The sequence below is a fragment of the Acinetobacter sp. EKM10A genome, from assembly GCF_011075215.1.
GTDB classification, from domain to species: domain Bacteria; phylum Pseudomonadota; class Gammaproteobacteria; order Pseudomonadales; family Moraxellaceae; genus Acinetobacter; species Acinetobacter baumannii.
The window spans coordinates 202,894-228,922 of record NZ_JAALLK010000002.1 but is presented as its reverse complement, the minus strand read 5'-3'; the positions used below and the strand labels follow the sequence as shown (position 1 = coordinate 228,922).

Annotated in this window: 29 protein-coding genes; 10 read left to right on the top strand and 19 right to left on the bottom strand. The window is 35.7% G+C overall.

All coding sequences use genetic code 11. From position 1 onward, the window contains the following. Positions 1 to 71: 71 nt before the first annotated feature. The 7 genes from G9371_RS03945 to G9371_RS03915 form a co-directional block, all read right to left on the bottom strand. On the bottom strand, positions 72 to 413 hold the full coding sequence (locus G9371_RS03945; RefSeq protein WP_000367440.1) for a hypothetical protein: 342 nt from the start codon (positions 411 to 413) through the stop codon (positions 72 to 74). A gap of 130 nt (positions 414 to 543) precedes the next feature. Continuing rightward, positions 544 to 810, bottom strand: coding sequence for a hypothetical protein (locus tag G9371_RS03940; RefSeq protein ID WP_000183706.1), 267 nt, complete (start codon positions 808 to 810; stop codon positions 544 to 546). Positions 811 to 1,313: 503 nt separating this feature from the next. Continuing rightward, a complete protein-coding gene (locus G9371_RS03935) occupies positions 1,314 to 2,438 on the bottom strand; it encodes a ribonuclease D (RefSeq protein WP_002133477.1) in 1,125 nt (374 codons plus the stop codon). A 304-nt stretch (positions 2,439 to 2,742) separates the two neighbouring features. After that, positions 2,743 to 3,339: a recombination mediator RecR gene (gene recR / locus G9371_RS03930; RefSeq protein WP_000490551.1), complete on the bottom strand. Its 597-nt coding sequence runs from the start codon at positions 3,337 to 3,339 to the stop codon at positions 2,743 to 2,745. A 9-nt stretch (positions 3,340 to 3,348) separates the two neighbouring features. After that, the gene (locus G9371_RS03925) at positions 3,349 to 3,678 is read right to left on the bottom strand and encodes a YbaB/EbfC family nucleoid-associated protein (RefSeq protein ID WP_001024697.1); all 330 of its coding nucleotides are present in this window, start codon (positions 3,676 to 3,678) and stop codon (positions 3,349 to 3,351) included. Between the two features lie 265 nt (positions 3,679 to 3,943). Next, positions 3,944 to 4,180, bottom strand: coding sequence for a hypothetical protein (locus tag G9371_RS03920; RefSeq protein WP_000917295.1), 237 nt, complete (start codon positions 4,178 to 4,180; stop codon positions 3,944 to 3,946). 177 nt (positions 4,181 to 4,357) lie between these two features. After that, complete coding sequence (locus G9371_RS03915; protein WP_001076389.1) at positions 4,358 to 5,545, bottom strand: O-succinylhomoserine sulfhydrylase; 1,188 nt, start codon at positions 5,543 to 5,545, stop codon at positions 4,358 to 4,360. 133 nt (positions 5,546 to 5,678) lie between these two features. Here G9371_RS03915 and G9371_RS03910 point away from each other — a divergent pair, with 133 nt between their 5' ends. Further along, the gene (locus G9371_RS03910) at positions 5,679 to 6,764 is read left to right on the top strand and encodes an alpha/beta fold hydrolase (protein ID WP_029424332.1); all 1,086 of its coding nucleotides are present in this window, start codon (positions 5,679 to 5,681) and stop codon (positions 6,762 to 6,764) included. Between the two features lie 80 nt (positions 6,765 to 6,844). On the opposite strand, the gene G9371_RS03905 is transcribed toward G9371_RS03910, so the two are convergent. From G9371_RS03905 to G9371_RS03885, 5 genes are all read right to left on the bottom strand, one after another. Further along, complete coding sequence (locus tag G9371_RS03905) at positions 6,845 to 7,612, bottom strand: class I SAM-dependent methyltransferase (RefSeq protein ID WP_029424333.1); 768 nt, start codon at positions 7,610 to 7,612, stop codon at positions 6,845 to 6,847. Positions 7,613 to 7,786: 174 nt separating this feature from the next. Continuing rightward, entirely contained in the window at positions 7,787 to 8,161 is a 375-nt protein-coding gene (locus tag G9371_RS03900; RefSeq protein WP_000800035.1) for a TonB C-terminal domain-containing protein, read from the bottom strand. A gap of 178 nt (positions 8,162 to 8,339) precedes the next feature. After that, a complete protein-coding gene (locus tag G9371_RS03895) occupies positions 8,340 to 8,564 on the bottom strand; it encodes a hypothetical protein (RefSeq protein ID WP_000826151.1) in 225 nt (74 codons plus the stop codon). Positions 8,565 to 9,062: 498 nt separating this feature from the next. Further along, the gene (locus G9371_RS03890) at positions 9,063 to 9,263 is read right to left on the bottom strand and encodes a hypothetical protein (RefSeq protein WP_000564581.1); all 201 of its coding nucleotides are present in this window, start codon (positions 9,261 to 9,263) and stop codon (positions 9,063 to 9,065) included. A gap of 130 nt (positions 9,264 to 9,393) precedes the next feature. Further along, the gene (locus G9371_RS03885) at positions 9,394 to 9,819 is read right to left on the bottom strand and encodes a GFA family protein (RefSeq protein WP_002068544.1); all 426 of its coding nucleotides are present in this window, start codon (positions 9,817 to 9,819) and stop codon (positions 9,394 to 9,396) included. Positions 9,820 to 10,082: 263 nt separating this feature from the next. On the opposite strand from G9371_RS03885, the gene G9371_RS03880 reads away from it, so the two are divergent. The 3 genes from G9371_RS03880 to G9371_RS03870 all read left to right on the top strand — a co-directional run bounded on the left by G9371_RS03880 (position 10,083) and on the right by G9371_RS03870 (position 12,145). Beyond that, positions 10,083 to 10,352, top strand: a complete 270-nt coding sequence (locus tag G9371_RS03880) for a YARHG domain-containing protein (RefSeq protein WP_001037927.1) — start codon at positions 10,083 to 10,085, stop codon at positions 10,350 to 10,352. An 18-nt stretch (positions 10,353 to 10,370) separates the two neighbouring features. Next, on the top strand, positions 10,371 to 10,784 hold the full coding sequence (locus tag G9371_RS03875) for an HIT family protein (RefSeq protein ID WP_000312749.1): 414 nt from the start codon (positions 10,371 to 10,373) through the stop codon (positions 10,782 to 10,784). Between the two features lie 254 nt (positions 10,785 to 11,038). After that, a complete protein-coding gene (locus G9371_RS03870; protein WP_000734917.1) occupies positions 11,039 to 12,145 on the top strand; it encodes a porin in 1,107 nt (368 codons plus the stop codon). 108 nt (positions 12,146 to 12,253) lie between these two features. Here the strand turns inward: G9371_RS03870 and G9371_RS03865 are convergent, their stop codons facing one another. Together G9371_RS03865 and G9371_RS03860 are read right to left on the bottom strand one after the other, a co-directional pair. Continuing rightward, on the bottom strand, positions 12,254 to 12,844 hold the full coding sequence (locus G9371_RS03865; RefSeq protein WP_000183448.1) for a YidB family protein: 591 nt from the start codon (positions 12,842 to 12,844) through the stop codon (positions 12,254 to 12,256). 99 nt (positions 12,845 to 12,943) lie between these two features. After that, entirely contained in the window at positions 12,944 to 13,405 is a 462-nt protein-coding gene (locus tag G9371_RS03860; RefSeq protein WP_000840537.1) for a DUF6231 family protein, read from the bottom strand. 39 nt (positions 13,406 to 13,444) lie between these two features. On the opposite strand from G9371_RS03860, the gene G9371_RS03855 reads away from it, so the two are divergent. Continuing rightward, positions 13,445 to 14,314, top strand: a complete 870-nt coding sequence (locus G9371_RS03855) for a DUF2797 domain-containing protein (RefSeq protein ID WP_029424334.1) — start codon at positions 13,445 to 13,447, stop codon at positions 14,312 to 14,314. Between the two features lie 49 nt (positions 14,315 to 14,363). On the opposite strand, the gene G9371_RS03850 is transcribed toward G9371_RS03855, so the two are convergent. Genes G9371_RS03850 through G9371_RS03835 form a run of 4 tightly spaced genes read right to left on the bottom strand, consistent with a single transcriptional unit; the run spans position 14,364 to position 19,397 of the window. Continuing rightward, positions 14,364 to 15,482: an ABC transporter permease gene (locus tag G9371_RS03850; protein WP_029424335.1), complete on the bottom strand. Its 1,119-nt coding sequence runs from the start codon at positions 15,480 to 15,482 to the stop codon at positions 14,364 to 14,366. Positions 15,483 to 15,486: 4 nt separating this feature from the next. Then, a complete protein-coding gene (locus tag G9371_RS03845) occupies positions 15,487 to 16,611 on the bottom strand; it encodes an ABC transporter permease (RefSeq protein ID WP_029424336.1) in 1,125 nt (374 codons plus the stop codon). Positions 16,612 to 16,621: 10 nt separating this feature from the next. After that, complete coding sequence (locus tag G9371_RS03840; protein WP_029424337.1) at positions 16,622 to 18,385, bottom strand: ATP-binding cassette domain-containing protein; 1,764 nt, start codon at positions 18,383 to 18,385, stop codon at positions 16,622 to 16,624. Next, complete coding sequence (locus tag G9371_RS03835) at positions 18,378 to 19,397, bottom strand: HlyD family efflux transporter periplasmic adaptor subunit (protein WP_029424338.1); 1,020 nt, start codon at positions 19,395 to 19,397, stop codon at positions 18,378 to 18,380. Before G9371_RS03835 ends, G9371_RS03840 begins: the two co-directional genes overlap by 8 nt. 118 nt (positions 19,398 to 19,515) lie before the next feature. Between G9371_RS03835 and G9371_RS03830 the strand changes: the two genes are divergently transcribed. After that, entirely contained in the window at positions 19,516 to 20,163 is a 648-nt protein-coding gene (locus tag G9371_RS03830) for a CerR family C-terminal domain-containing protein (RefSeq protein ID WP_029424339.1), read from the top strand. Here G9371_RS03830 and lpxB read toward each other — a convergent pair. Then, positions 20,160 to 21,335: a lipid-A-disaccharide synthase gene (gene lpxB, locus G9371_RS03825; RefSeq protein ID WP_029424340.1), complete on the bottom strand. Its 1,176-nt coding sequence runs from the start codon at positions 21,333 to 21,335 to the stop codon at positions 20,160 to 20,162. The two genes, G9371_RS03830 and lpxB, sit on opposite strands and share 4 nt — an antisense overlap. Positions 21,336 to 21,555: 220 nt before the next feature. Between lpxB and G9371_RS03820 the strand changes: the two genes are divergently transcribed. From G9371_RS03820 to G9371_RS03805, 4 genes are all read left to right on the top strand, one after another. Continuing rightward, the gene (locus tag G9371_RS03820) at positions 21,556 to 23,691 is read left to right on the top strand and encodes a TonB-dependent siderophore receptor (protein ID WP_029424341.1); all 2,136 of its coding nucleotides are present in this window, start codon (positions 21,556 to 21,558) and stop codon (positions 23,689 to 23,691) included. Positions 23,692 to 23,753: 62 nt separating this feature from the next. Next, on the top strand, positions 23,754 to 24,053 hold the full coding sequence (locus G9371_RS03815) for a hypothetical protein (protein ID WP_000047700.1): 300 nt from the start codon (positions 23,754 to 23,756) through the stop codon (positions 24,051 to 24,053). Next, positions 24,046 to 25,602, top strand: a complete 1,557-nt coding sequence (locus G9371_RS03810; RefSeq protein WP_029424342.1) for a PepSY-associated TM helix domain-containing protein — start codon at positions 24,046 to 24,048, stop codon at positions 25,600 to 25,602. Before G9371_RS03815 ends, G9371_RS03810 begins: the two co-directional genes overlap by 8 nt. Continuing rightward, positions 25,599 to 25,901, top strand: a complete 303-nt coding sequence (locus G9371_RS03805; RefSeq protein ID WP_000971109.1) for a hypothetical protein — start codon at positions 25,599 to 25,601, stop codon at positions 25,899 to 25,901. Before G9371_RS03810 ends, G9371_RS03805 begins: the two co-directional genes overlap by 4 nt. Positions 25,902 to 26,029 lie beyond the last annotated feature (128 nt).

Below are 26,029 nucleotides of genomic sequence, written 5' to 3'. Positions count from 1 at the left end.
AACTACCACTGGATACTTCTTTAGTTGGCCTATGACTAAAGAAGTATCTTATCAACATGTTAAAGCAAGCATTAAAAGATTCTTGAGCCTTGCATATAATCATTACTTACCTGATTTAAAGTATTTAAGATTATATGGTCATCTTGAGTACTTAAGGCTTCATTTAAGCGATTCATGTAATTCACTAACATTTCTTTCGAAGCTTGAGCGAAATCGGTAGTTACCGCTTCATCTTCATATAAGATGACATAACTACGGGCAAACCCATAAATGAGATAAATTACAGCTTTTTCGTTTAGGTGTGATGAATGTTTGAGATGGTGTTCACAGGCACTTTTTAAATTCTTAAATGCATCTGTACCAGTAGATTGATTTTTGAAAGATGAAAGTATTGTTTGGAAGTTCATATCCATATTCCACTCAAAAAGTAAAGCTACAGAAGAAGGATAAACCTGTCAAACAATATGTTGATTATTATGAATTTAGATTGTAAAAAATTATAAAAAACGCCCAAAATTATGGGCGTTTTCATTGAACAAAAGCTTAGAAACTGACTTCAATATTGACTGTTGTACCTGTTTGCTCAATATTGGTTGAGACATTAAAACCTCGTGTTTTTAACTCTTCCTCTACCTGTGTGATATGTTCAGGATGCAAAGCATCTATTGGAAATTGAAAAACTGCCCGTCGCTTACCTTCTTTCGAGATTTCCTCGGTTCCAGATAAAATTTTTTCTAACAATAGTGCTTGATCTATTTTTACGTCTTTCGCATTTTTTCTTGCCTGTTCAGCATTAAAATTATTCGTCATATTTATATCTCTAATTATTAGTAGTTTTCATTTATAACATAAAAAAATTGATCTCAATATTAGCTTATTATTGATTTTAAAAACTTTTTTACACCTCCATATATAAAATTAGAGGCCTCCTCTCCCCGAGAAGGCCTCTATATTTCTGCACCGAAACAAACTTATAGTTATATATTGTTTATTTTGAAATTGTTTTTCTTGCTACCAAGAATATACAGACCTGTATATATACACAATTGAATTTTTCTCACTAATAAAGTTAATTTAATTCAGCATGACTTTCTATAATTAAGATTAAATTATCTTTTTATAATTTAATCTTTATAAAATCAGTAAAATATAAACTCAAACTAAACAAAAAGTTAATCTTATAAAGACTAACTTATTAAATGACTTTATTTTAAAGTTATATTAACGAACACCAACCGATCAGTTATTAATCAGATAAGTTATTTTGAATCTTAAAATTCAATTTAACTGAAAATTTTTTTTAATACGTAAACCTAAAATAAAAGGCTGGCTTTCTCTTCTTTAAATAACTGAATAAGCGGCTTAGTTAAAAGCTCATAGCGCCAACCCAATAAATAATCTGGAAGATCCTGTTCATCACCTTTAGTAAGCACATGCTGATGAATCGCATTTAACCATTTCTTACGTAGTAAAACTTCTTTAGGTATAGAGGTTTGTTCTATCGCTTTAGCAATCAATGCATCCATTTTATTCAGGGTTTCTTTGGATGTAATTTTAAAAGGTTTAGCAATTTTAGCTGGCCAGTGCCCTTCAACAGGTAAGTCTTTTAAAAGATCAAGAATAACCTTGCCGTATTCACGAACAACATTCGGACGAATATCTTTTACTTGAGATAATTGGAAACTATTGCGTGGATTTTTTTCGACTAAATCAATCATCGTCGAATTTCTAAGGATAAAACTACGTGGCTGGTTTGTTGCTCTAACCACCTCTTCACGCCACTCACTTAAATTTTGCAATTGCATTAATTGACGACGTGAATGACGATAATTGCCCACATCTGTATATAACAATGGGGTTGGTGTTTCACTAATAATTTCTTTGGTTAAACTACTACAATCCTCAAGAACATACTCATAAAGCCCTTTTTGTTTGAGCTGATCTTTAATATGGTTAGCCAATTGCATGAGGTATAAAACATCATTTGCCGCATAGCATAGCTGTTGCGGAGACAAAGGACGTGCCAACCAGTCTGATCGAGTCTGATCCTTTTCAATATCAATCTCTAAACAAAGCTTTAATGCACCTTGATAACTTACTTGTAAACCATGTCCCAAAAAGGATAATCCAACTTGAGTATCAAAAACATTTAATAGGTTTTGTTCATCGGCATAGTGATAGATTAAATCAATATCTTCACCACATGCATGAAAAATATTTTGTTGAGCAAGAAAGATTTTTTTCCAAAATTCGCTTAAATCTAAAGACACTCCATCCAGCAAATATACATTTCCGTTGACATTGACTTGACATACTCCAAGTTTAGGCCAAAGGGTATCAACCTTAATAAATTCTGTATCAAGTCCATAAGTTGAACATTGATCCATTTGTTGAAGAACATCAACCAATTCGGTTTGCTGTTGGATAAACTGAAACATGCTTTCTCAAGTAAATGCAAAGAGTGCTTTAAACTCTGGTATATATAACATAGGATTAGAAAAATGCTACTGAATCCTTGATGAATAATCTATTTTTGAACAATTTTCCAAAAAAGAGATAATTTTTTGATCATTATTTTAAATTTTTCAAATTTAATGTCCTTCTAAATGTTTATTTTTTACAAAAGATTTTTTTAATTTATATATTCACTGAGTCGTTTTTAAAAATATGTTTTTGTCTTTTAAAAAGATTTTTGATAATACGATATTATTCAAAAAATATTTGAAATAAGCACCGAGGTACTTATTTCATACGCATACGGTTATGAACAGCCTGACTTAAGGTATGACTATCCACATATTCAAGCTCGCCACCTTGTGGTACGCCTTGAGCAATACGTGTCATGTGAATAGGTAAATGCTTCGTCGCTTCAACCAAATAATGCGCTGTCGCCTGACCTTCCACAGTAGCATTAGTTGCCAAAATGACTTCTTCGATCGTACCTTGGCTTAAACGTTGGATTAGATAAGGAATACCTATTTCTTCTGGCCCGATTCCATCTAATGGAGAAAGATGCCCACCCAACACATGGTATTTGCCACGAAAACTACCACTTTGCTCGATTGCCATAACATCTGCCGGAGACTCAACTACACAAAGCAATTGATCATCTCTTTCTGTTGAAGCGCAAATATCACAAATTTCATGCTCTGTTAAAGAGTGGCAAACACTACATTCATGAATATAACTTGATGCTTCATGTAGAGCATGTGCTAAAGCAAATGCACCTTCACGATTTTTCATCAAAAGATGTAAAGCCATACGTTGGGCCGACTTCGGTCCAACGCTAGGCAAAATACGTAAAGCTTGAACGAGTTGTTCAAATCTATCACTAAACACTGATCTTCCTTAGAACATGCCTGCTAAACCAGGAGGTAAACCCATACCTGAGTTAGCTTTTTGCATTTTTTCTTCAGAAACTACTTCAGCTTGACGCACAGCATCATTCACCGCAGCTGCGATTAAGTCTTCAATCATATCTGGTTCGTCTTGAAGTAATTCTGGATTAATTTCGATACGTTTTACGATATAACGGCCAGTCATTGTTACTTTAACTAAACCACCACCCGCTTCAGCGTGTACTTCAGTTTGAGCAAGCTCTTCTTTAGCCTTTTTTATATTTGATTCCATATCTTTTTGCATGCGCTGCGCTTGCTGCATGAGCATATTGATATTCATAAACCTAACTCCGTATCTCTATCAAATATTTCAAGTATTATTGATAGTCATATAACACTTCGGAACTTAAACTCTTTGAACGCCCCTATCGATCAGTAAGATCATTGAGGTCAGTACGTTTAAATCAAAATTAATCCGCAATTCTGACACAATAAATTAATGTTTTCTATTGGTATCTATGAAACTCTTTTAGGTAACTCATCCATTTAAAGCTTTCTATACGAAACTTTTTACTGTGAAGACCAGTTCTAAAATTTAAGTTAAGCTACTGCGAGGCTTGGAGGGTGCTATTGTCGGGTTTATATTCATTTAAAGGAATTTTCTGAAAAGAGGCATTCGCTTTTTCTATTGTATGATCAGCTTCTTCAACTGATTTGTTTGCGTCATTAATCAATAGAACAGTTTCGTTAATTTGAGTCGGTTCATCCTTTTGGGCAAATACTTTGTATCCAACCAAACCAATTGCCCCTATAGCAACTAAAATAATTATAGGTTTAAGCATGGTTAAAAACTCACTTTGTTATTTTTATTAAATTTAGAACTTTTATACGTTGTGATTTTTAATTCATTTACAACAAAATGTAGCTTTTTTATTTCAATCGTTGTTTGTGAGTAACTTCCCTTAAAGTAAAGCCACACTAAAATGAGTGTGGCTTAATTCTTAGTTATATAAATTTTATTAGATCAAATCTAATCCACGTGAGATATCACCAATAATATCATTAATATCTTCTAAGCCAACCGAAACGCGGATTAAGCCTTCTTGAATACCAGCAGCTTGTTTTGCTTCAGCAGAAAGTTTGCCGTGTGTGGTTGTAGCAGGATGCGTAATTGTTGATTTCACATCACCTAAATTACCCGTGATAGAAATAAATTTGGTGTTATCAATAACCTTCCATGCACCTTCACGCTCACCTTTTACTACAAAAGAAACTATCCCGCCAAAGCCATTTTGCTGTTTTGCTGCAAGTTCATGACCTTCATGAGTTGGAAGCCCGCCATAATAGACCTTTTCTACTTTTTCATGGGTAGACAACCACTCGGCAAGTTTTTGAGCATTTTCACAGTGCGCTTTCATACGTAAACGTAAAGTTTCTAATCCTTTTAAGAAAATCCATGCATTAAACGGACTCATAGATGGCCCTAAAGTACGCACTACGCTAAAAACTTCTTCTAGGAGTTGATGGTTACCTACCACTGCACCACCTAACGCACGGCCTTGACCATCTAAATATTTAGTCGCAGAGTAGATCACGAGATCTGCACCCAACTTTAACGGTTGCTGTAAAACAGGTGTACAGAAACTATTGTCAACAGCAAGTAATGCGCCATTTGCATGTGCAATATCTGCAAGCGCTTGGATATCTGCGATTTCAGCTAATGGATTAGACGGTGACTCAACAAATAATAGTTTAGTTTCTGGACGTACTGCATTTTTCCATGCATCTAAATCGCGTAGATCCACAAATGTGATATCTACACCAAATTTGGCAATGTATTTTTCAAATAAAGCAACAATAGAACCGAAAACTGCTCTTGAGCAAATAACATGATCACCTGCTTTTAGATACGCCATAGCAATCGATAGAATTGCTCCCATACCTGAGCTTGTAGCCACGGCACGTTCAGCCCCATCTAAAGCTGCTAAACGTTTTTCGAACATCGATACAGTCGGATTAGTAAAACGTGAATAGATATTTCCTTGAACCTGACCAGAAAATTTTGCAGCTGCTTCAGCAGCGTTTTCATATACAAAAGATGAAGTCAAAAAAATTGGTTCACCATGCTCACCTTCAAAACTACGAGTGTGTCCGGTACGAATGGCTAAAGTATCAAGTTGGTATTCTAAATCATCAGACTGGTTCATTAAATGTTCGCCTTTACTGGTCATGTACTAAAAACTATCATCATTTTGAGTGCCTAAGGTATTTAAGGTCAAGGTAAACCTGAAAATTATCGCTTAGACTTCAATCAATCTTTAATATAGTTGGTAAAACAAGATGAAACGCTTAAAGTCCCTTGTCTCAGAACAAAGTCAAATCAAGCACCTCTCTACCCGACTATTTCGTCCTCAAACATTAGTATTGTCACAAAGCACTCCGTTTGAAGTGATTGGTGAATTCAATCAAACCCGTGTTCGTTATTATGCAGCTACAGAAAAGAGCTTTAGAGAACCATTAGTATTTGTGGCACCTTTAGCTATTAATATGGCGATTTATGATTTATATCCATATCGTTCTCTTATCAAATACTTCCAAAATGCAGGTTTTGACGTATACCTTGTCGATTGGGGGCGTTTAGGCTTTAAAGATAGACATCTTAACTTTTTATCGTTTATTGAAGATTTTATTCCTAAAGCTATAGAGCTTGTTCGCACACATTCAGGCAGTGATCAAATTTCTCTACACGGATGGAGTATGGCTGGCATATTCGTTACTTTATATACAGCGCATAATCATCCGAATTATGTCAAAAACCTTATAGTTTTAGGTAGCCCAATCGATAGCTATGCTTCTGGTTATATTGGAAAACTCTACCGAACCATAAACAACACTATTGCCCTCAATAAAAAGCTTCAGGAACGTATTTACTCAGGTTTACCGAAGCGTTTGATTCATACTCCGGGCATTTTAAACTCCTTAGGCTTCAAAATTCTTGACCCTAAAGGCTGGTTCGATGGCCATATTCAATTACTTAAGAACCTTAATGATCTTCAGTTCGTACAAGAACATGCCACATTAAGCAGTTTTTTAAACAATATGATTGATTATCCGGGAGGCATTAATCAGGACATGTTATTTAATGTTTGGCTACAAAATCCATTAAGACAAGGTTCTATTCAGTTAAAAGATAAAAAAATCGAATTAAAAAATATCGACTGTTCACTCTTAGTTGGAGCTGGTCGTAGTGATCAACTGGTCACGGCTGATGCAGCTCAGCCATTAAGCCTGTTAACCAGTAGCCAAGATGTTACATTTACTCTTATTCCAGGCGGTCATTTAGGTCTAATGTCAAGCCAAGCAAGTGCGCAGGAATTCTGGCCAAAGCTAGCAACATGGCTGAGTGAGCGTTCAACAAAAATCTAAATTTAGGCATAAAAAAGCCCTCTATATGAGGGCTTTTATCTAACGCTTTCTCTATGAACACAAACCCAAGCTTAGACTCATTAGAAGGATAGTTTTTTAAATACAAAGTACCCGACCTTACTTTCAAAACTTCCATCTTTTTGAATATTAAAATACTTTTTAACAACATCTGCTGCATTTTCTTGGAGATACCTAAGCGTTTTTATTTGATCTTCAGGTGTCTTCATGCGCTGTACCCAACTATCAAAATCTAGTTTGAGGGTTTGTTTCTCTAAAGTTGTTAATTCAAACCCAGCATCTTCAATAAAGTGAACCCAGTCTTTAATACTGTAATTTCGTATATGACTGGGGTCTCGAATCACTTCTATAGTCTGTAAAAATGTATCTAAAATAGGGAAACTTGAGCTAATAATATCAACAAAAATAACAGTGCCATTTGGCTTTAATACACGATTTATTTCTTTCATTGCTGTTGGGACATGTTGCCAATGATGGGCAGAATATCGACTAATGATTACATCAAATTGTTCATCAGTAAAAGGCATATCTTCAGCAATGCCTTGTTGTACAAAAATATTTTTTATTTTTCGAGCATTGGCAGCTTTTGAAACTGTATCGAGCATTTCATGAGATAAATCATAAGCAAAAACCAGATCTGCATGGCGAGCAACGTTATAAGCTACATGACCACCACCGCAACCTAAATCTAAAACAACGGCATTTGGATATTCATCAATTTCTTTAATGAATTTATCAAACTCGACCCCTTCAGAGTGAGCGGTGCTATTCAAATAACTTAAAGATTTATTTTGATACTGTTTTAAATTTATCTCATGTTGATTCAACATGGCTTATTCCTCTTCTTTGATGAGTTAACCATAAAAGAAAAAGTAGATAAAAAATAATGATTAGTTTTTCAATAATTAATAAAATAAAGTTATAGTTTGTATCTCTATCAATTCTTAATAAAAAAACCACCATAGGGTGGTTTTTTAATGTAAGGCCAAGTTCATATTTAAAAATTACTTTGCAGTAAATTTAATATTGAACTTTCTTACTTGTTTTCTAACTTCCGGATTAGAAGGTAAAACAAAGGGACTTGCACGCCATATCGCCTTTTCAATACTCGACTTAAACTTTTGGTCTTCTTTATCTAGAAAAATAATTTGCTCAATCTCACCAGTATCACTTAAAAAGACTTTAACGCTAGCACTCATTCCCACTGAAGAAGGCGGAACATTCCAAATTTTAAAGATCTTTTTTTGATATTGTTGCTTGTACTTTTCTGCTTCTACAATAATTTTGTCATCATCACTTTTTGCTGGTGATAATAACTTAGAATTAATTGTGCACCCACTTAATAACAATATAGAAGTTAAAATAATGACGTTTTTCATTTATAAAACCAATTTTTTCAACGATTAAAATTTAACATTTTATCTTTTTAAAAACCACCTAAATGGTGGTTTTATGCTAAATAGCTACTACTAAATATGTTCTTAGCAAATTCTAGATTTTAGCTAATTTACGAGGATTATTTAGTTTAACTATTTAATTATAATTTTCAGCATCGTTTTAAAAAGATATTTTATAACGTGAATTTATACTTGAGTGTTCAGGCATATCAGCAATATCCTGCTCAGTAAAAATTCCATGTTCAAGTACTTTAGTACCATTAAAGGCAGTATTGACCGGAGTAACAGGTGATTTAGTAATATAATTTTCATCTGCTTTTTGTGTTAACGATGCACACCCATCTAAACCAAATCCTGTAGCCAATACAAGTAACAATCTCTTCATCTGTCTCACCTGTTATTATAAAAATCAAACAATCTAACAAATTATCCACTGATTGTCACATTTTTAAAACGATTAGGACTAGCCAATTCTTTACAAAAACTCAATGAAATGTAAAGTAATTTGCATAAAGTGTTAAATTGTGTAAAATACCTAAATAATTTAATGATATGTTTTAACTTATGATCTTTTTACTTTTCTTATTTTTGTTATTTACCTTTGTACTCCTCTTAAATGCTCATTACAAACACTAGGTATTTGTATCTGTTCTTCTCATCTGCTAAATATTTTTGAAAAATTAATTATTTTCTTAAAAGCGTTTACTTACTTTCTTTAGTCTAGATTTTTATAAATACAAAAAAAGCCCGCTTTGTAAGCAGGCTTTACCCTTTTTGATTTTTTGCGCTGATCATTCAGGACTTTTTGCTGTTTGTGACAGCGCTCGGATATTACACTTATACTTAAAGATTAAAAAGACTAATCTTTTTTAAACTGATGCATTTACTCATCAATTTCAATCGGATCGCCGTCTTCAGGACGAATATGTCGTGTCCCATCATCAGCAGGATCGACACTAGAGCCATCCTTAGTAATCGAGTTATACATTTCGTCCTCTTTTTTATCGTCTATGAATTCTTCATCTTCAAAATCAAGAGGCTCGTCATCATCTTCAAAATTTAAAGGCTTTTCTTCATCTATCATGTGAACCATCCTTTTTTAAGCTATGTGATTTTATGCTCAAATAAATATCGGATATATTCAACAGTGAACACACATCATTTATGTAAAGAATACTTAAAAATTATTAAAATATATAAAAAGTTAAATAGTGTTATTCAAAATATTTTAAGAACTCTTCTAACTCAGGTAAATGTGCAAAGTTTTTATGAGCATCCCCTAACACAACCCAATCATGTTTTGACTCTATACAAAAATTAAGTTTTAAATCTGGTTTAAACGGTTGTTCAAGAAGCCCCAACGGTATCCACATATAGTTTGTACCATTAATTTTATTAGGGACAGGCGAGCCACATCTATTACAAAATGATGAAGTAAAACCAGTTTCTTTTTTATAGGTAGCCACATATTCCTTACCTATCAACCAGTTAAACTGATTTTCTTTTACTAAAGTAGCGGCATTCGCTCCAGTACCTGTTTGTTTTCGGCATAAGCTGCAATGGCAGTGATAAACCGTTTTGATTTCACAAGGTACAGAGAATTTTACTTTATGGCATAAACAAGAACCGATGTTACTCATATAACGTACTTATTTCATTACTATAAAATTTTAATCATGACTTTAAATATTGGTTAAGTATATATTTTAATTGTTTAATATAAAATATATCTAATCTTTTGATTTAAAAAAGATTATAAAAAAGATCTTGATATATAAAGCTTTTTTATATTATAAGGTGAAATGTGACTTTAAATAACACTTGAGTAATTAATAGTCATTGAAATATTGGGAATAAACCTTATATTGAGTACAGGTTCATACCTTTAACTGAGGAAAAGCTCATGAATAAATTAATGGTTGCGGTATTCGCTGGAATGGTGACCCTTGCCGGTTTCAGTGCTCAAGCTGCAACACCTGAGCAAGAATGTCAAAAATTGCAAGATGATTACAATTTGATTTATGCGTCAAAAGGCTTTTGTTTTAAAGACCAAGATGCTAAAGAAAAATATGGTAATGAAAACTGTCATACGACTAAGCCAAAATTCTCTGATAAAGAGCAGCAACGTCTAGACGCAATTAAAGAACGTCAAAAAGAATTGAAATGTAAATAGTATTTAAAGGAATAATACATGGCATATGATGATCAAAATATCTTCGCAAAAATTTTACGTGGTGAACTTCCAGCGATAAAACTCTATGAAGATGATCAAGTTCTAGCTTTTATGGATATTATGCCCCAAGCCGATGGTCATGCATTAGTTATTCCAAAAACTCCTGCAGTAACTTTACTTGATTTACCTCCTGAAGCGGCAGCTTATACCATTCAGATCGTGCAAAAAATTGCTAAGGCAATGGAAACTGCATTAAATTTGGATGGAATTGTGCTCATGCAGTTATCAGGAGCAGCTGCCGGACAAACTGTCCCTCATGTTCATTTTCATCTAATTCCGACAAATGTTCACCAACTTGGCAAACATGCGGCGCAATTAGGAGACCAAGATAAAATCAAAGCTTTGGCTGAGAAAATTAAAGCAGCACTTTGATTTTAAGAGATAAAAGCGGAGTTTAAACTCCGCTTTTTTTATTTAAAAAGTGTAATAAAATCAAAAGAAAATAAAGTATTTCCATTTTTTAATTGTCATAAAACTGTCATTTCTTCTTCACTCCATTGTCACAAAGTTTACAGATACTTCTTAGCAAGTTGGTGAGCTTCTGTAACTTTTTGTACATAAGCCAACTAAAAAATAAAAGTTAGCTAGGCATACGCCATTTAAAAATACCTTTTGGAGAAATCTCAATGAAGAAATTGCTTCTCGCTGCCGCAGTTGCAACTTTGAGCGTAAACGCGGTGCAAGCAGCGCCAACTTTGTACGGCAAACTAAACGTTTCCATTAACCAAGTTGACAACAAAAATTTCGATGGTAAAAGTGACGTTACCGAAGTTAACTCAAACTCTTCTCGTATTGGGGTAAAAGGCGAAGAGAAGTTGACTGATAAGCTATCTGCTGTTTATTTAGCTGAATGGGCAATTTCTACTGACGGTTCTGGTTCAGATACTGACCTTAGCGCCCGTAACCGTTTTATCGGTTTAAAAACTGAAGGCGTCGGTACGTTAAAAGTAGGTAAATATGACTCTTACTTCAAAACCTCTGCTGGTAGCAACCAAGACATCTTTAACGATGACACACGTTTAGATATTACAAATATTATGTACGGTGAAAACCGTTTAGATAACGTGGTTGGTTTTGAATTAGACCCTAAATTATTAGCTGGTTTAACATTCAATATCATGGCTCAAACTGGTGAAAGCACTTCTGATAGCAAAAAAGGCGAAACTGGTAAAGACAGCAAAAATGATAGCTTCGATTCAGTTTCGACTTCTCTAGGTTATGAAAATAAAGACTTAGGTTTAGCAATCGCTGCTGCAGGTGACTTCGGTATCAAAGGTAAATATGCTGCTTACGGTTTGAAAGATGTTTATACAGACGCTTACCGTGTAACTGGTTCTTATGACATTGCTAAATCTGGTTTTGTAGTAGGTGCTTTATGGCAACATGCTGAACCTACTGATGACTTGACTGCATATGGTCAAACATATAAATCAGATGGTTCAATCGATAAAGCTGGTAAAGCTTACCGTGGTTTAGAAGAAGAAGCATACGCGGTAACTGCTGCTTATAAAATTCCTAACACTAAACTTAAAGTAAAAGCAGAATATGCTTCTGCTGAAACACAAGTAAGTGGTCAGGCAGATCGTAAAATTGACTTGTATGGTTTAGGTCTTGATTATCAAATCAATAAACAAGCTCGCTTCTACGGTATCGTTGCTCAACAAAAACGTGACTGGTTGAATGACGACGACAAACAAACTGTTGTAGGTACTGGTATTGAATATAACTTCTAATCAGTTATGTTCGATTCAGATCTAAAATAAAAGGGCTTATGCCCTTTTATTTTATTGTGCTATCAAAAAAACCGATATAAAAATATCGGCTTTTAAAAAATTTATATCTTATTTTAAGAAACCACTTACAAGATTCATCACATTTTGAATATCTTGGTTAGCTTCTTGATGATCTGTACTCTCACCTTGAGGTGTTAAAGAATCAATGACTTGAGGTAAGACAGAAGCGATTGCACCATAAACTTGTTCTTTTGGTGCTTGAGCTTGCTGAGCAACTTGTTCAATGTCTGCTGGATTAAACAGGCTTTGTAATTGCTGGGTTGGAACCTCACTATTACTTTGGTTTGGATCAACCCAACTTTGAACTTGGCTACCTAAGCCAGCGCCTTTTAATTTCTCAAGAGCAGCTTGTAAGCCACCTTGTTGCTGAACCCAACCTAAGATTAAAGGTACCACTGCAATTAATAAACTTTGCACACCACCACCAGCTTGAGGTGTGTTATTATTACCAGTGACTTGTCCTAATACAGAACCCAATACTCCACCAAGACCACCTTGGGCACCAGATGAAGTATTACCGCCCATTTGTCCTAATACAGAACCTAAAATTCCACCTAAACCACCTTGACCCGACGCTTGCTGATTCCCACCTAAAGCTTGCTTAGCCAAAACTTCTACAATGTTGCTTAAATTTGTCATGAGTAACTCTTATGTATGGTTTATACATGAGCATACGCGTTTTTTTGTTAAGACAGCAAAAATCAAATTGTTAAATTTTGAAAGAGATTGCAAGGTCTTTTACCAACGGAATTTATTCCAATTTTCCGGGTTTGCCCAAAATTTTGAATTAAACCAATCTGGTACATGCTTATAGGTCAAAATATTAAATTGCCATAAAGCAAAATCACTATCATGTGAAGTCTTATCAATAAGTTGGGTAAAACCTAAAGAACGCAGAAGTTGTTCATCACTGCGTTTGCTAACGACAACAATTCGTTTTGCTAATAAATCTCTTAGCTTTACCAATAATTGTGATTTTTGCACATCACTAATGTCCTGCATTTCATCAGTATCAAACAATACAAAACCCAAATCATAACGCTGAGTAAAAGGCAGACTTAACAGCTCAGTTACGGTAAAATAGTGCCATTGAATTGCGTTATTCTGGTCAATTTTCTGGCCAATACAAAGTGCAGTATGAATAGGCTGTTCGTTTGATAAATCGTCTAGCATAGAAGTGATGACATTTTGTTCAGCCATAACTGCAACCCTTAATTGAAAGATGTGAGTTTAAACTTTATGGAACTACAAGGCATTTGCCATAAAATGCATGCAGGCCTAAAAGATGCTAGTGTAACTGATCAACAGACAACCAAGGCAAATGTTGAATACAAATTTGTATTAGACCGTTCAGAAATTGATCTTCCTTTTAATTTAGGACAAGAACTAGAAATCGAATGGACAGGTAATATTTATTGCACCTCTTGTGGTGCTAAAACACCAAAGTCTTATTCGCAAGGCCACTGCTTTAAATGCTTTAAAACGAAAGCGGAATGTGACCTTTGCATTATGAAACCTGAAACATGCCACTACCATTTGGGTACATGTCGTGAAGATGATTTTGCCCACAGCGTATGTTTCCAACCTCATATTGTGTATTTGGCAAATTCAAGTGCTTTAAAAGTAGGTATTACTCGCGTTAGCCATATGCCTGGTCGTTGGTTAGATCAAGGGGCAACTCAAGCCTTACCTATTTTAAAAGTTGGTTCACGTCGTTTATCCGGTCAGCTTGAAACCATGTTTGGTTCCTTAATTGCGGATAAGACAGATTGGCGTAAACTCCTCAAGGGTGAAGCTGAACCTTTAAATATGGTTGAACAACGTGATCAGTTAATTGAAGAGTTCGCCCCTAAAATTCAAACTATTCGTGAGGAGTTCAGTCAAAACCTTGAATTTAACGAAACGGTTGAACTACTAGAAAATGAATTGCCACGTGAGTTTGTATACCCAGTTGAACAATATCCTGAAAAAATTAAGTCTCTAAGCTTGGATAAAACACCAAAAATTCGCGGTGTATTACAAGGTGTTAAAGGCCAATATTTAATTTTTGATATTGGTGTTATTAATATCCGTAAATATACAGGTTACGAGCTGATTGTACGTGCATAAGTCGCTTTAAAAAAAGCCCCATAAAAATGGGGCTTTTTAATTAATATAACTAAGATAATCTATTTCTAAACAACCAAGCTGCTAAAGGTAAAGTTACTATCCCCAGCACAATCATTGGTAAAAAGTTCAATTTGACTTGTGCAAAACTTGCACCTTCCAAATAAACTCGTTGCACCAAGTTAATTCCAAACCTTAAAGGATTTGCATAAGTTGCTATTTGCAATGCTTCCGGCATGTTTTCTACTGGAGTTAATAAACCTGAAAGCAACATTAAAGGCATAATGAGTAAAAACGTAAACAACATAGCTTGTTGCATATTTAAAGATAATGCTGAAATTGACAAGCCCACACCGACTACAGCTACGTTAAAACTCAATAAACCAAAATAAAGCAGCCCAATAGAGCCATTCATAGGAATTTTAAACCAGAACAAAATAATCAATAAAATAATGGTTGATTGCATCAAGCCTACAAAAATTGGCGGCAAGGCCTTACCAATCATTATTTGTAATGGCGTATACGGTGTCACTAATAACTGATCAAATGTACCTTGCTCACGTTCACGCGCAACTGATAAAGCGGATAAAAGTAATGTTTGCATCATACTTAATGCTGCAATTAATGATGGCATTAGGCTCCAACGAGATTCCTGATTTGGGTTGTACCATGTTCTTGTTTCAAGGCTAACGGGCAAAGTTGAGTTAAATTTTTGCTGATTAAACTGACCAATAATTTTATTTAGATATGAACCAGCTACAACAGCCGTTGATGAGTTCCTGCCATCAACAATGACCTGTATAGGTGAACTTTGGTTATCATTTAATTTGTCTTCAAAGTCTGATGGAATCGTAATCACGACCAGTGCCTGACGGCTATCAATGACCTGTTTGATTTGTTCGGTATATTCAAGTGTTGCAACTCGCCTAAAAATACCAGAACCATCTAGTTTTGAGATTAGCTCATGTGAGACTTGCCCATTGCTCTGATCTAAAATTGCATAATCCACATGGTTAACATCGTAAGTTGCAGCATAACCAAACAAAAGCGCTTGCATCAGTGCGGGTACAAATAGAATGACTCTATTTGCAGGGTCACTAAAAATAGTTAAGAATTCTTTTTTAACTAAAAAACTTAAATGTTTTAGCCAAGCGATTAGTTGCTGCCACATATCTTTATCTCAACCGTTTTTTCAGTGAAACGTTCACAGCACATATCAAAACAATGATATATCCCAACAGAAAACCGCATTCTTTAAACCATAACTTCCAATCATCACCTCCCATAAATAAGGTTTTAATTAAAATCATAAAATGTGTAGCCGGTAGTAACTGACTAATAATTTGCACCACTAAAGGCAAATTGCGTGTATCAAAAACAAATCCGGAAAGCATCAGTGCGGGCATAAAACTTGCCAATAAGGCAATTTGACTTGCCTGAAACTGACTTTGGGCAAAGCCAGATATAGTTAGACCAAGTAATAACGAGACAATTAAATATAAAAATGAAGCAGACAAAATTGAGAATAATGAACCGCGCATAGGCACTTCAAAAATAAAATATGCAGCAACAAGACAGATCATGATATCAATCATGCCGACGACAACGTACGGAATGAGTTTTGCTAATACAATTTCAAATGGCCGTACAGGCGTAACAAATAAAGCTTCTAGAGTTCCCCGTTCCCTTTCACGGGCAATAAGTAAACCAGTTAAAAATGCACCGATTAAAGTTAAAATGAGTACCATTAAGCCAGGGACTAAAAACCAAGTACTGTTACCAGATTCGTTAAACCATATTCTTTGCTCAATATTAATAGCACTTGACGTTGCTAATATTTGACCACGGTCAACTTGTATAGACGGCGCTGTAGCTAAAGCACCTGCAACATAACCTTCTAAGGCTGTTGCTATGGTGGTGGATGTACCATTTAATAATAGTTGAACCTTTGCATTACCTTGCTGCGCCTGACTGGCAAAATCTGAAGGAAAATGCAAAATGGCATCAATTTCGCCATCTCGAATGGCCTGCTCTGCTTCAGGCAAATTATGAAACTCTTGACTTGTTAAATATCGTGAGCCATTTAAACCAGCTAAAGCCTGATTGATCTGCAGTGAAGACTGATCAACTACAACTCCGACTCGAGCCTGATTTAAGTCAAAAGAAAGTCCATAACCAAACAGTAGAATTAAAATAACAGGCAAAACGATTCCAATCCCGAGGCTGCTTTTATCACGAATGAGCTGCTTAGTTTCTTTACGAACTAATGCGATCAATCGATTCCAAAATCCAAAGCTCATTGTAGACCTCCTAACCAGCGTGCCTTAACGCGCGTGCTTGTTCCACAATTGCTATAAAAGCCTCATTCATATCAGCAATATGCTTATATTTACTTGCCAGGTTACGGACTTGTTGGGGTGAACCTAAGGCTAATAACTTTCCGGCATCCTGTATGGCAATGCGGTCGCAATACTCTGCTTCCTCCATAAAGTGCGTCGTAATAATGATGGTAATGCCCTGATTTGCCAGCTCACCAATGCTGTACCAAAAAGATCGCCGTGCAAGTGGGTCAATTCCACTCGTAGGTTCGTCTAAAAATAAAATTTCTGGTTCATGTAATAGTGCAGCAGCCATAGATAGGCGCTGTTTATACCCACCCGGTAAATCACCACTTTTACTATGCGGTTTTAAATCGTATTGCCCTAAGGCTTTATCAATTTGTTGATTTAGTTTTTTGCCTGATAATCCATAAGCTCCCCCAAAAAACTTCAAGTTTTCTAAGACAGTTAAATTACTATACAGTGCAAATTTTTGCGAGACGTAGCCTACTTTTGCTCTTGCCTCAGCACGAGCTGTCCGTAAGTTTTTACCAGCAACTTCTAGATACCCACTACTTGCCGGTAGTAACCCACATAACATCCGAAATGTTGTCGTTTTACCCGCGCCATTGGGCCCAAGTAATCCAAATATTTCACCACGTTGCACAGTAAATGAAGTATTGGCAACGGCAGTAAAATCTCCAAAAGTTCGGACTAAATCTTTAACTACAATGATAGGTTGCTCTGATTTTAAATTATTGTTTTGTTCTAATTGAAAAGCTTGCTCAGAAATAGGTATATGTTTTGGTTGCTTTTGAGCCTGCTGCAACAGCATCATAAACACATCTTCAAGTTCTGCTGGTCGCACATTGGCTCTTAGCCCTTCAGGTAAAGTATTAGCTGATAGCTCTTTTTGGCGACTAATAAAGTTCACTTGTTCACCCTTTGGAACAGCATCAATAATCTCTATATGGTTATCAAGTAACTGGGCTTGTAATGTCCGAGCCTTAATCTGCTCTGAAGGTTTAATATTCCATGTTTGCCCACATGCTATTTCTTTTAATTGTTCAGGTGAACCTTGTTTTAAAATTTTGCCCTCATGCATGATATAGACTTGAGCACATTTTTCTGCTTCATCCATATAAGCAGTACTTATAATTACGCTTAAGTTTTCTTCCTGAACAAGCTGTTCAATAATGATCCATAAATCCCGTCTTGATAGAGGATCCACCCCAACACTAGGCTCATCAAGTAACAGTAACTTTGGGGAACGAACTAAAGTACATGCTAGCCCTAGTTTTTGTTTCATCCCGCCAGAAAGTTGGCCTGCTAGACGTTGAGTGAATTGAGTAAGATCCGTTATGTCCAATAACCGCTTAAACCTTTGCGCCCGTACATCCTTTGGAACGCCATGTAAGTCGGCATATAAATCTAAATTTTCCTGTACGCTTAAATCTTCATAGAGTCCAAAGCGTTGTGGCATATAACTAATGCGGTCTTGTACAGCTTGCGGATTTTTACTCACGTCAATTCCAAGTACATTTAATGAACCCGAAGTGGCTTTATATAGTCCTGCAATTAATCTTAATAAAGTTGTTTTCCCCGAACCATCTGGACCTACCAAAGCAGTAAGCTCTCCTTTGTTAATTTGCATATTCAAATCAACAATTGCCGTAATTTCTGCTGTCTTTTTACTCTCAGCCTTAAAAGTCATGAACAAATTTTTAACTTGAACCACTGCTTTTTCATCAGTCATGAGCTTTCTCACCTGAAGCAAGTGGTACTTTTACAGTCACAGGTTGGCCCATTTTTAATTGATCATTCGGATCATTTACATAGACCCTAACCTCATAAACCAGCGTTGTTCTAATCTCTTCGGTCTGTACTGTTTTAGGGGTGAACTCAGCCACTGAAGATATATAGCCAATTTTTCCATTGATAGGTTGATTGGGATCAGAATCACGAATAACTTGGGCCGTCCCGCCCATCTTAATAAAACTTAAATCTTGTTCGTTTACATACACACGAATCCATTTGGGATCGGTCAAAGCCAATGTATAAACGGCCTTTTGCGCAGTTGTCATATCGCCAACTTCTTGTAGTCGAGCCCGTACTACAGCATTTACAGGAGACTTTAGTTCAGCTTGACTAAGGTTATAGTTGATTAGATCTAAATTAGCTTTGGTTGCGTCATATTGTGCTTTGGTCGCTTCACGATCTTCTTGTCGAGCACCTTTAATTAATAATTCTAAATTGGCTTGTCTTCCACGGACCGCTGCCTCAGCACTATGTTGATTACTTTTGGCATAGTCGAGTTCTTGTTGGCTAATTGCTCGACCATCCGTACTGCTTACCAAAATTTGTAAGCGTTGCAAGTTTTTATTGGTTTTATCAAGCTCAGCTTGGGCAGACGCAAGTTGAGCTTTTGCTTGGGTGATTTCTTCAGGGCGAGCTCCAACCTCTTGTTTAACAATTGCCTCTTGTTGAGCTTTAAGTTGTGCTTGAGCTTGCTTTGCCTGAATTTGTAATGCATTGGTATTAAGGGTCGCTAGTACTTGCCCTGCTTTAACTTTATCACCCTCTTGTACTAACAGTTTCTCTATACGGCCAGACTGTTCAAATGCAAGTGAAACTTGGCGAATATCAACATTTCCATATAATGTTAATACATTATCTTTTTGATTCTTATTGTTATATTTCCATGCCCAAAAGCCGACGATAACCACAGCTATAACAACCAAGACAATGGCAATTACTTTTTTATTCATCTTATTGGCCTTCTTATTAAATTCAAATTTTATTAGTTTAAATTCAATTTAAATTTAAATTACTCCAATCTTTGAATAAAAGATATACTTTTATGGTGAATCAAAGTTAGGGTTAAATATGTCCAGATCTAGACGAAGTGATGGTGACTTAACCAAGTCTAAAATTATTGAGGCAGCAGGACCTTTAATTGCCCAATATGGTTTTGCAAAGACAGCGAACAAAACAATCGCAAACGCTGCGAATGTCGATTTGGCTGCAATTAATTATCACTTTGATGGTCGAGATGGGCTGTATCAAGCTGTGTTAGTGGAAGCTCACGCTCACTATCTAGATGAAAAATATTTACTAGAACTTGTTGAAAGTACTCAGTCACCAGAAGAAAAGCTAAGCTTATTACTTGAGACCTTGCTGCATAAATTAACTGAAAAAGAAGTTTGGCATGGCAAAGTCTTTATTCGTGAACTCTTTTCACCTTCTGAGCATTTATTAAATTTTATTGAATTTGCAGGTATGAGAAAATTTTTTCTTATTCGTAAGCTCATTAGTCAAGTTGCTGGTTTAGATGAAAATGATCCGGCTGTTTTGCCTTGTATTTTAAGCGTAATGACACCTTGCATGATGCTCATTATTGCCGGACCAAATGCTCAAGCACCTGAGCCACTTAAAAATATTGCTCAGATGCCATTACATGATTTAGTTGAACATTTTAAAAAATTTTCATTGGCAGGATTAAAAGCAATTAGCCAATCAAATCTTAAAAATTAGCGATTCAAACATTGCAAAATGGCTTGTACCGGATCTTCTGTATTTCCAGAAATAAGTTGTTTATGCATAGTTAAATGTTGCATCACTTGAATTTGAGCTGTTTCAACATTCATCAGTTTTTCTATTTCAGCTGCTAAATTTTCTGGTGTGGCATCAGCCTGAATCAGCTCTTCAATGACTTTCTTACCCGCAATAATATTAGGCAAAGAATAGTAAGGAATTTTGACTAAAAGCTTAGCAATTATATAGGTCAACCAATGCAATTTATAGAAAGTGACCATTGGTCTATGCATGAGCATGGCTTCTAATGTCGCCGTTCCAGAAGCTAACGCGATAATATCACTTGCATTCATGACCATACGACCAATTTTAGATTCACTATCAGTATTTTCTAAAATATGAATGCAAGCCTTTAAATGAGGTGCTAATTGTTCAACACCCTGCTCAATCTGTTGCTTACGAGCATCATTAATTGCTGGAATTAAAAATTGAATGTCTGGATATTTGGTATGCAGAATATTAGCAGTACCCAGCAGCATAGGAAGGAGTCGTTCTACTTCACCCTTTCGGCTGCCTGGTAACAAAGCAATATACTTCTGATTTTCATTAAGGCCTAATTGCTGTTTAGCAATTTGAATTGGATTTTCAAGTGGCAATTGTTTAGCTAGCGGATGACCTACAAATGCTGCTGGCACTTCATATCGTTCATAGAAAACTTTTTCAAACGGAAATAAACAAAGTACTAAATCTATGCTCTGCTTAATGCCATGAACACGCCCTTGACGCCACGCCCAAACAGATGGACTGACATATTGAACTGTTTTTATTGGAAGATTCTTTTCCTTAATACTTTTCGAAAGTCTGAGGTTAAAGTCCGGTGCATCAATACCAATAAAAATATCAACTGGATGCTGAGTCCATTGGTTAATTAAACCATCTCGAACGGCAAATAATTTTTTTAAGTCTTTTAAAACCTCAACAATCCCCATCACAGACAGAGTTTCCATTGGGTAATAACTGTTAAAACCTTCAGCAATCATTTGGGGTCCACCGATTCCCTCAAATTCGGCATCGATTCCTTGCTCACGGAAGCTACGCATGAGTTTCACACCCAGTGTATCTCCAGAAACTTCCCCAACCACAATGCCTATTTTAAGTTTTCGATTTGCCAAGGCGAGTTACCCAAAAATTTGAAATAATGCATTCTAGCATAGAGGCTTATTAATCTTGAACTTGCTAAATACATGTGGCTAAAGCCAGCGAAAGCACACCACAATCTAAAATTACATTCATGCCCTATTTTTTAATCTAAATTAACAATGTTATTTGAATTGTAGCTTACATTTACAAACAATAAAATAAATGAGAATTATTTACATTATCTTTACTATTATGACCATCCCACATCGACCATTTAAACTTTCTGTAATCGCCTGCGCGATTTGTTATGTAAATCTCACTTATGCTCAAGACGCAGATATACAAGCTTTGCAGACGATTCAAGTTAAAGCGACAAGTACAGACCAATCTTCTGAACAAACCAAAGCATATAATGTTAAAAACTCGAGTAGCGCAACCAAGCTTAATATTGAGGCTAAAGAAACTCCTCAAACTATTAATGTCGTTACTCGTCAACAAATTGAAGACTTTGGCCTTACCAGCACCCGAGATGTTCTAAACAATACACCCGGAGTAACAGTAACCAATCAGGAAACCGAGCGAACTACTTATATGGCTCGTGGTTTTGAGATTTCAAATATATTGACTGACGGCGTAGGTTTTCCCCTCTCAGGTTATAACTATAACAATACCAACCCTGATACTTATTTTTATGATCGTGTAGAAGTAGTTAAAGGTGCTGACTCTTTAACAAATGCATTTGGTGACCCAAGTGCAACCATCAATAATATTCGAAAACGTCCAACACAAGAATTTCAAGCAAGCGGTGGTGCAAGTTACGGTTCATGGGATACGCAGCGCTATGAAGCTGACGTATCTGGCTCAATTCTACCAAGTGGAAAAGTACGTGGCCGTATTATGGGCTATGAACAAACTGGTGATTCTTACCTAGACCGATATTCTGCGGAAAAAAACGGCTTTGCTGGTATTTTTGAAGCCGATTTAACAGATAGCACTTTACTTACCGCAGGTTATAGCCAAGAACAAAATAAACCTAATGCAAATAACTGGGGTTCTCTGCCTTTATTAGATGCCAATGGTAAACAAATTTCATATGATCGCTCATATAACCCTAACCCTGACTGGGCGCACTGGGATAATGAGACACAAAATGCTTTTGTTGAATTAAAACAAAAACTTAATGACCAATGGAATGCTAAGCTGACTTACAACTATCTTGATACGAAGCATAATAGCCGTCTTCTCTATTACTATGGTTATCCAAAAGCTGACGGGTCCGGTGTTTCTCTAACGCCTTGGGGTGGACAAGAACATCAAGAAAAACATGCTGTAGATTTTAATCTCGAAGGGACCTATAAGCTATTTAACCGAGAACATGAAGCAACTCTAGGCTACAGCTATGTACGTAATCACCAACAAGATAAACAATCTACAGGAACGATTAACGATAGTAATGTTATAAAGTCAACTACTACCGATTGGGCAAGTTGGACACCGCAATCTATAACTTGGTCAGATTTCACAGAAGCGGCTAACTATAAACAAAATATTAACTCAATTTATGCCGCGACACGTTTACATCTTAATGAAGATTTAAAACTTTTACTTGGTGCAAACTATGTTCAAGCTGAGAGTAAAGGCGAAAGTTATAGCTCACCAATGTCATATAGTGAAAGTAAAGTTTCTCCATATGTCGGATTAACCTATAATTTTACACCTGAATATACGGGTTACATGAGTTATACCTCTATTTTCCGTCCACAAACTGGTATTGATAAAGATACCAATCAAGCTTTAAAACCTATTGAAGGTAAAAGCTATGAAATGGGTGTAAAAAGCTCATGGCTAGATGACCGTTTAACAGGCACACTTTCAGTATTTAAAACTGAACAAAATAATTACCCTTTACGTAACTCGGATGGAAACCCACTTAACCGAAAAGTACCAACGAGTGATCTAGAATCGCAAGGTGTAGAAGTCGGTCTATCAGGTCAAATTACTGATAACGTAAATCTTTCTTTCGGCTATGCTCAATTTAGTATTAAAGACACTAAAAATGGTGGCGAAGCAAGAACATACAATCCAAACCAGACACTTAACTTGCTAACTACCTATACTCCGCCAGTTTTACCTAAGCTTAAAGTTGGTGCAGGTTTACAGTGGCAAGATGGGATAAAGTTATATGACTCAAATGTAAACGGTACGATCAAACAAGATGCATATGCTTTAGTCAATTTAATGGCAAGCTATGAAGTCAATGATCATATTACGCTTCAAGCAAATGGTAATAATATTTTTGACAAGAAATATTTAAATAGTTTCCCAGATGGGCAGGCTTTTTATGGTGCCCCAGCCAACTATACAGTTGCTGTAAAGTTTAAATATTAATAGCGTAGCCAATCCCAATTTGGGGTTGGCTTTCTTTTTTATTTTTTTATGTGTCAGTAAATATGTCCAAAACTTTAAATCTTCCCATGTTATATCGCATAAAAGTTTTCTATCGATTCTTAGTTGTTTTCGGTATGGGTTATGCCTGTATGGTGTACTTAAGTCTTGGACTAACTGAAATTTTCCATTTGAACTTAGACAAACCAGAAGCTATCTATTTGGCGGCCTTTATTTCTATTTTGTTTTATGTATTTTTCGTGATTGTTGGTTTCTGCATCCAATCATTATTGCGACTGACCATTTTATCAATCGCACTATTTGCCCTTTTCTTTATTGTGACACGGACGGTAGGTTATGCATAAAGGTATACGTCAATCTATGGCATGGCTCCACTCGTGGACTGGTTTAATTTTTGGATGGCTCGTATTTGCTATTTTTTTAATGGGAAGTTTGTCTTATTACCGCCATGAAATTAATTTGTGGATGCAACCACCCCTTGCACAATTTGAAATAAAACAAGATGTGGCAATTAAAACGGCATATCAATACTTACAAGAACACGCTTCAGATGCTAAATCTTGGTATTTAACTGTTGCTACACCTGAAAGTCCGGTAAATACGATGTATTGGGAAAAACCAGATGGTAGTTATGGGAATGCAACCCTCGATGCAAACACTGGTCAAGAATTAAAACTTTCTGCGACTGAAGGCGGTGACTTTTTCTACCGTTTCCATTATCAACTTTTTGGTGTCCCGATATTAATTGGGCGGTTGGTCGTATCTTTAGCAGCTTTTATTATGTTGATTGCCTTAATCTCAGGCATTATTACTCATAAAAAAATCTTCACCGATTTTTTTACCTTGCGTACCTTTAAATCGCAGCGCTCATGGTTAGATTTTCATAATATTTCATCTGTTATTGCACTGCCCTTCTTTTTAACAGTTACTTTTACTGGCTTGGCTATTTTCTTCTATCTATATTTGCCTTGGGGAATGCAAAAACTCTATCCAGAGAATCCATATCAATATTTCAATGATATACGTACAAAAACAGTCACAGAAAGTACAACACCACATCCTGCACAGAATTTACCAGTTGAAAAGCTATTAGCTCAACTTAAACAGCGTTGGGGAAATCAAACTTTAGCAACTATGAGTGTTAAAAATCCAAATACGAATCAGGCTCAAATTACGTTTATTCAGCAAGAAGACCATTCTATTACCCGTAATCAAGCACAAATTACATTAGATGCTACAAATGCTAAAGTCTTGGGTGATACACGTAATCATAGTCCTATTGCCACACTTTATGCGGGAGTATATGGCCTCCATATGGCAACTTTTGCTCAGCCTCTACTTCGCTTAGGATTGTTTTTCTCTGGCATTTTAGGCTGTGTAATGATTGCCTCTGGCTTGTTGCTTTGGAGCCTTAAACGTCAACTTCAAAATAAAAATAGTAAGTTTCATTTCGGGCATTATTTAGTTGACCGTTTAAATGTTGCCACCTTTGTAGGTTTGCCTTGTGCAACTCTTGCTTATTTGTATGCGAATCGATTGTTTACTGTCACGGCTACCACTGTTAATTATGAAATTTATAGTTTCTTCTTCGTGTGGCTCATGAGCTTTATTATTGCGCTCATCACTAAAAAACAATATTTATGGCAAACTCAGCTAGGTATTTTTATTCTACTTTGTATTGCACTCCCTATCTTGAATATAAGTTATTTACTAAAAAATAATTATATTCAAAACTTTAGTGGTTATTGGGATTTTGCACGTATAGATATATTTTTCTGGTTATTTGCAGCTTTAGCCTTTTTTATATTTCTTAAAATTAAGCCTATTCAACATAAAGCTTCAAATAAAATTCAAAAAAAGCTGAGTAAGTTAAATATTGAGGTGAATTCATGATGTTCTTTGTGTTTATCCTGACTTTACTAGGCATGTATTTACTATTTATATCGACTGAAAAATATAGATCACCGAAGTCGGCAGGCCATTTTAAATTATTTGCTCAAAAATATTATTCATTGTTGAGGATATTGGCCTTTTTATTATTTGCGTTGAGCGGGTTTATTCTCATCAAAAAATATGGTTTTTCAATTGGTTTTGTCAGCTGGTGGATCTTTGCAACACCCTTAACCTTTTTGCTGATACTTTGGCTTAATCCGCTCAAGCCATCAAAAACTTCCTCTAAGTCATCAATTTGAATAAAATTTCCTCAAGCTAAGCATGATTTTGATTGCTTAGCTTTTTTTTGCATAAGTAAATCATTATTCATGACAACTGTTTATCTCTAAAAGGAATAAGATATCTGCGTTTCGTGATAAGTGGCGAT

Excerpts from the sequence above, each read along its gene's own strand:
- G9371_RS03945 (WP_000367440.1), bottom strand. The coding sequence starts at position 413 with ATGGATATGAACTTCCAAACAATACTTTCATCTTTCAAAAATCAATCT.
- G9371_RS03940 (WP_000183706.1), bottom strand. The coding sequence starts at position 810 with ATGACGAATAATTTTAATGCTGAACAGGCAAGAAAAAATGCGAAAGAC.
- G9371_RS03935 (WP_002133477.1), bottom strand. The coding sequence starts at position 2,438 with ATGTTTCAGTTTATCCAACAGCAAACCGAATTGGTTGATGTTCTTCAA.
- G9371_RS03925 (WP_001024697.1), bottom strand. The coding sequence starts at position 3,678 with ATGAATATCAATATGCTCATGCAGCAAGCGCAGCGCATGCAAAAAGAT.
- G9371_RS03920 (WP_000917295.1), bottom strand. The coding sequence starts at position 4,180 with ATGCTTAAACCTATAATTATTTTAGTTGCTATAGGGGCAATTGGTTTG.
- G9371_RS03915 (WP_001076389.1), bottom strand. The coding sequence starts at position 5,545 with ATGAACCAGTCTGATGATTTAGAATACCAACTTGATACTTTAGCCATT.
- G9371_RS03910 (WP_029424332.1), top strand. The coding sequence starts at position 5,679 with ATGAAACGCTTAAAGTCCCTTGTCTCAGAACAAAGTCAAATCAAGCAC.
- G9371_RS03905 (WP_029424333.1), bottom strand. The coding sequence starts at position 7,612 with ATGTTGAATCAACATGAGATAAATTTAAAACAGTATCAAAATAAATCT.
- G9371_RS03900 (WP_000800035.1), bottom strand. The coding sequence starts at position 8,161 with ATGAAAAACGTCATTATTTTAACTTCTATATTGTTATTAAGTGGGTGC.
- G9371_RS03895 (WP_000826151.1), bottom strand. The coding sequence starts at position 8,564 with ATGAAGAGATTGTTACTTGTATTGGCTACAGGATTTGGTTTAGATGGG.
- G9371_RS03890 (WP_000564581.1), bottom strand. The coding sequence starts at position 9,263 with ATGATAGATGAAGAAAAGCCTTTAAATTTTGAAGATGATGACGAGCCT.
- G9371_RS03885 (WP_002068544.1), bottom strand. The coding sequence starts at position 9,819 with ATGAGTAACATCGGTTCTTGTTTATGCCATAAAGTAAAATTCTCTGTA.
- G9371_RS03880 (WP_001037927.1), top strand. The coding sequence starts at position 10,083 with ATGAATAAATTAATGGTTGCGGTATTCGCTGGAATGGTGACCCTTGCC.
- G9371_RS03875 (WP_000312749.1), top strand. The coding sequence starts at position 10,371 with ATGGCATATGATGATCAAAATATCTTCGCAAAAATTTTACGTGGTGAA.
- G9371_RS03870 (WP_000734917.1), top strand. The coding sequence starts at position 11,039 with ATGAAGAAATTGCTTCTCGCTGCCGCAGTTGCAACTTTGAGCGTAAAC.
- G9371_RS03865 (WP_000183448.1), bottom strand. The coding sequence starts at position 12,844 with ATGACAAATTTAAGCAACATTGTAGAAGTTTTGGCTAAGCAAGCTTTA.
- G9371_RS03860 (WP_000840537.1), bottom strand. The coding sequence starts at position 13,405 with ATGGCTGAACAAAATGTCATCACTTCTATGCTAGACGATTTATCAAAC.
- G9371_RS03855 (WP_029424334.1), top strand. The coding sequence starts at position 13,445 with ATGGAACTACAAGGCATTTGCCATAAAATGCATGCAGGCCTAAAAGAT.
- G9371_RS03850 (WP_029424335.1), bottom strand. The coding sequence starts at position 15,482 with ATGTGGCAGCAACTAATCGCTTGGCTAAAACATTTAAGTTTTTTAGTT.
- G9371_RS03845 (WP_029424336.1), bottom strand. The coding sequence starts at position 16,611 with ATGAGCTTTGGATTTTGGAATCGATTGATCGCATTAGTTCGTAAAGAA.
- G9371_RS03840 (WP_029424337.1), bottom strand. The coding sequence starts at position 18,385 with ATGACTGATGAAAAAGCAGTGGTTCAAGTTAAAAATTTGTTCATGACT.
- G9371_RS03835 (WP_029424338.1), bottom strand. The coding sequence starts at position 19,397 with ATGAATAAAAAAGTAATTGCCATTGTCTTGGTTGTTATAGCTGTGGTT.
- G9371_RS03830 (WP_029424339.1), top strand. The coding sequence starts at position 19,516 with ATGTCCAGATCTAGACGAAGTGATGGTGACTTAACCAAGTCTAAAATT.
- G9371_RS03820 (WP_029424341.1), top strand. The coding sequence starts at position 21,556 with ATGACCATCCCACATCGACCATTTAAACTTTCTGTAATCGCCTGCGCG.
- G9371_RS03815 (WP_000047700.1), top strand. The coding sequence starts at position 23,754 with ATGTCCAAAACTTTAAATCTTCCCATGTTATATCGCATAAAAGTTTTC.
- G9371_RS03810 (WP_029424342.1), top strand. The coding sequence starts at position 24,046 with ATGCATAAAGGTATACGTCAATCTATGGCATGGCTCCACTCGTGGACT.
- G9371_RS03805 (WP_000971109.1), top strand. The coding sequence starts at position 25,599 with ATGATGTTCTTTGTGTTTATCCTGACTTTACTAGGCATGTATTTACTA.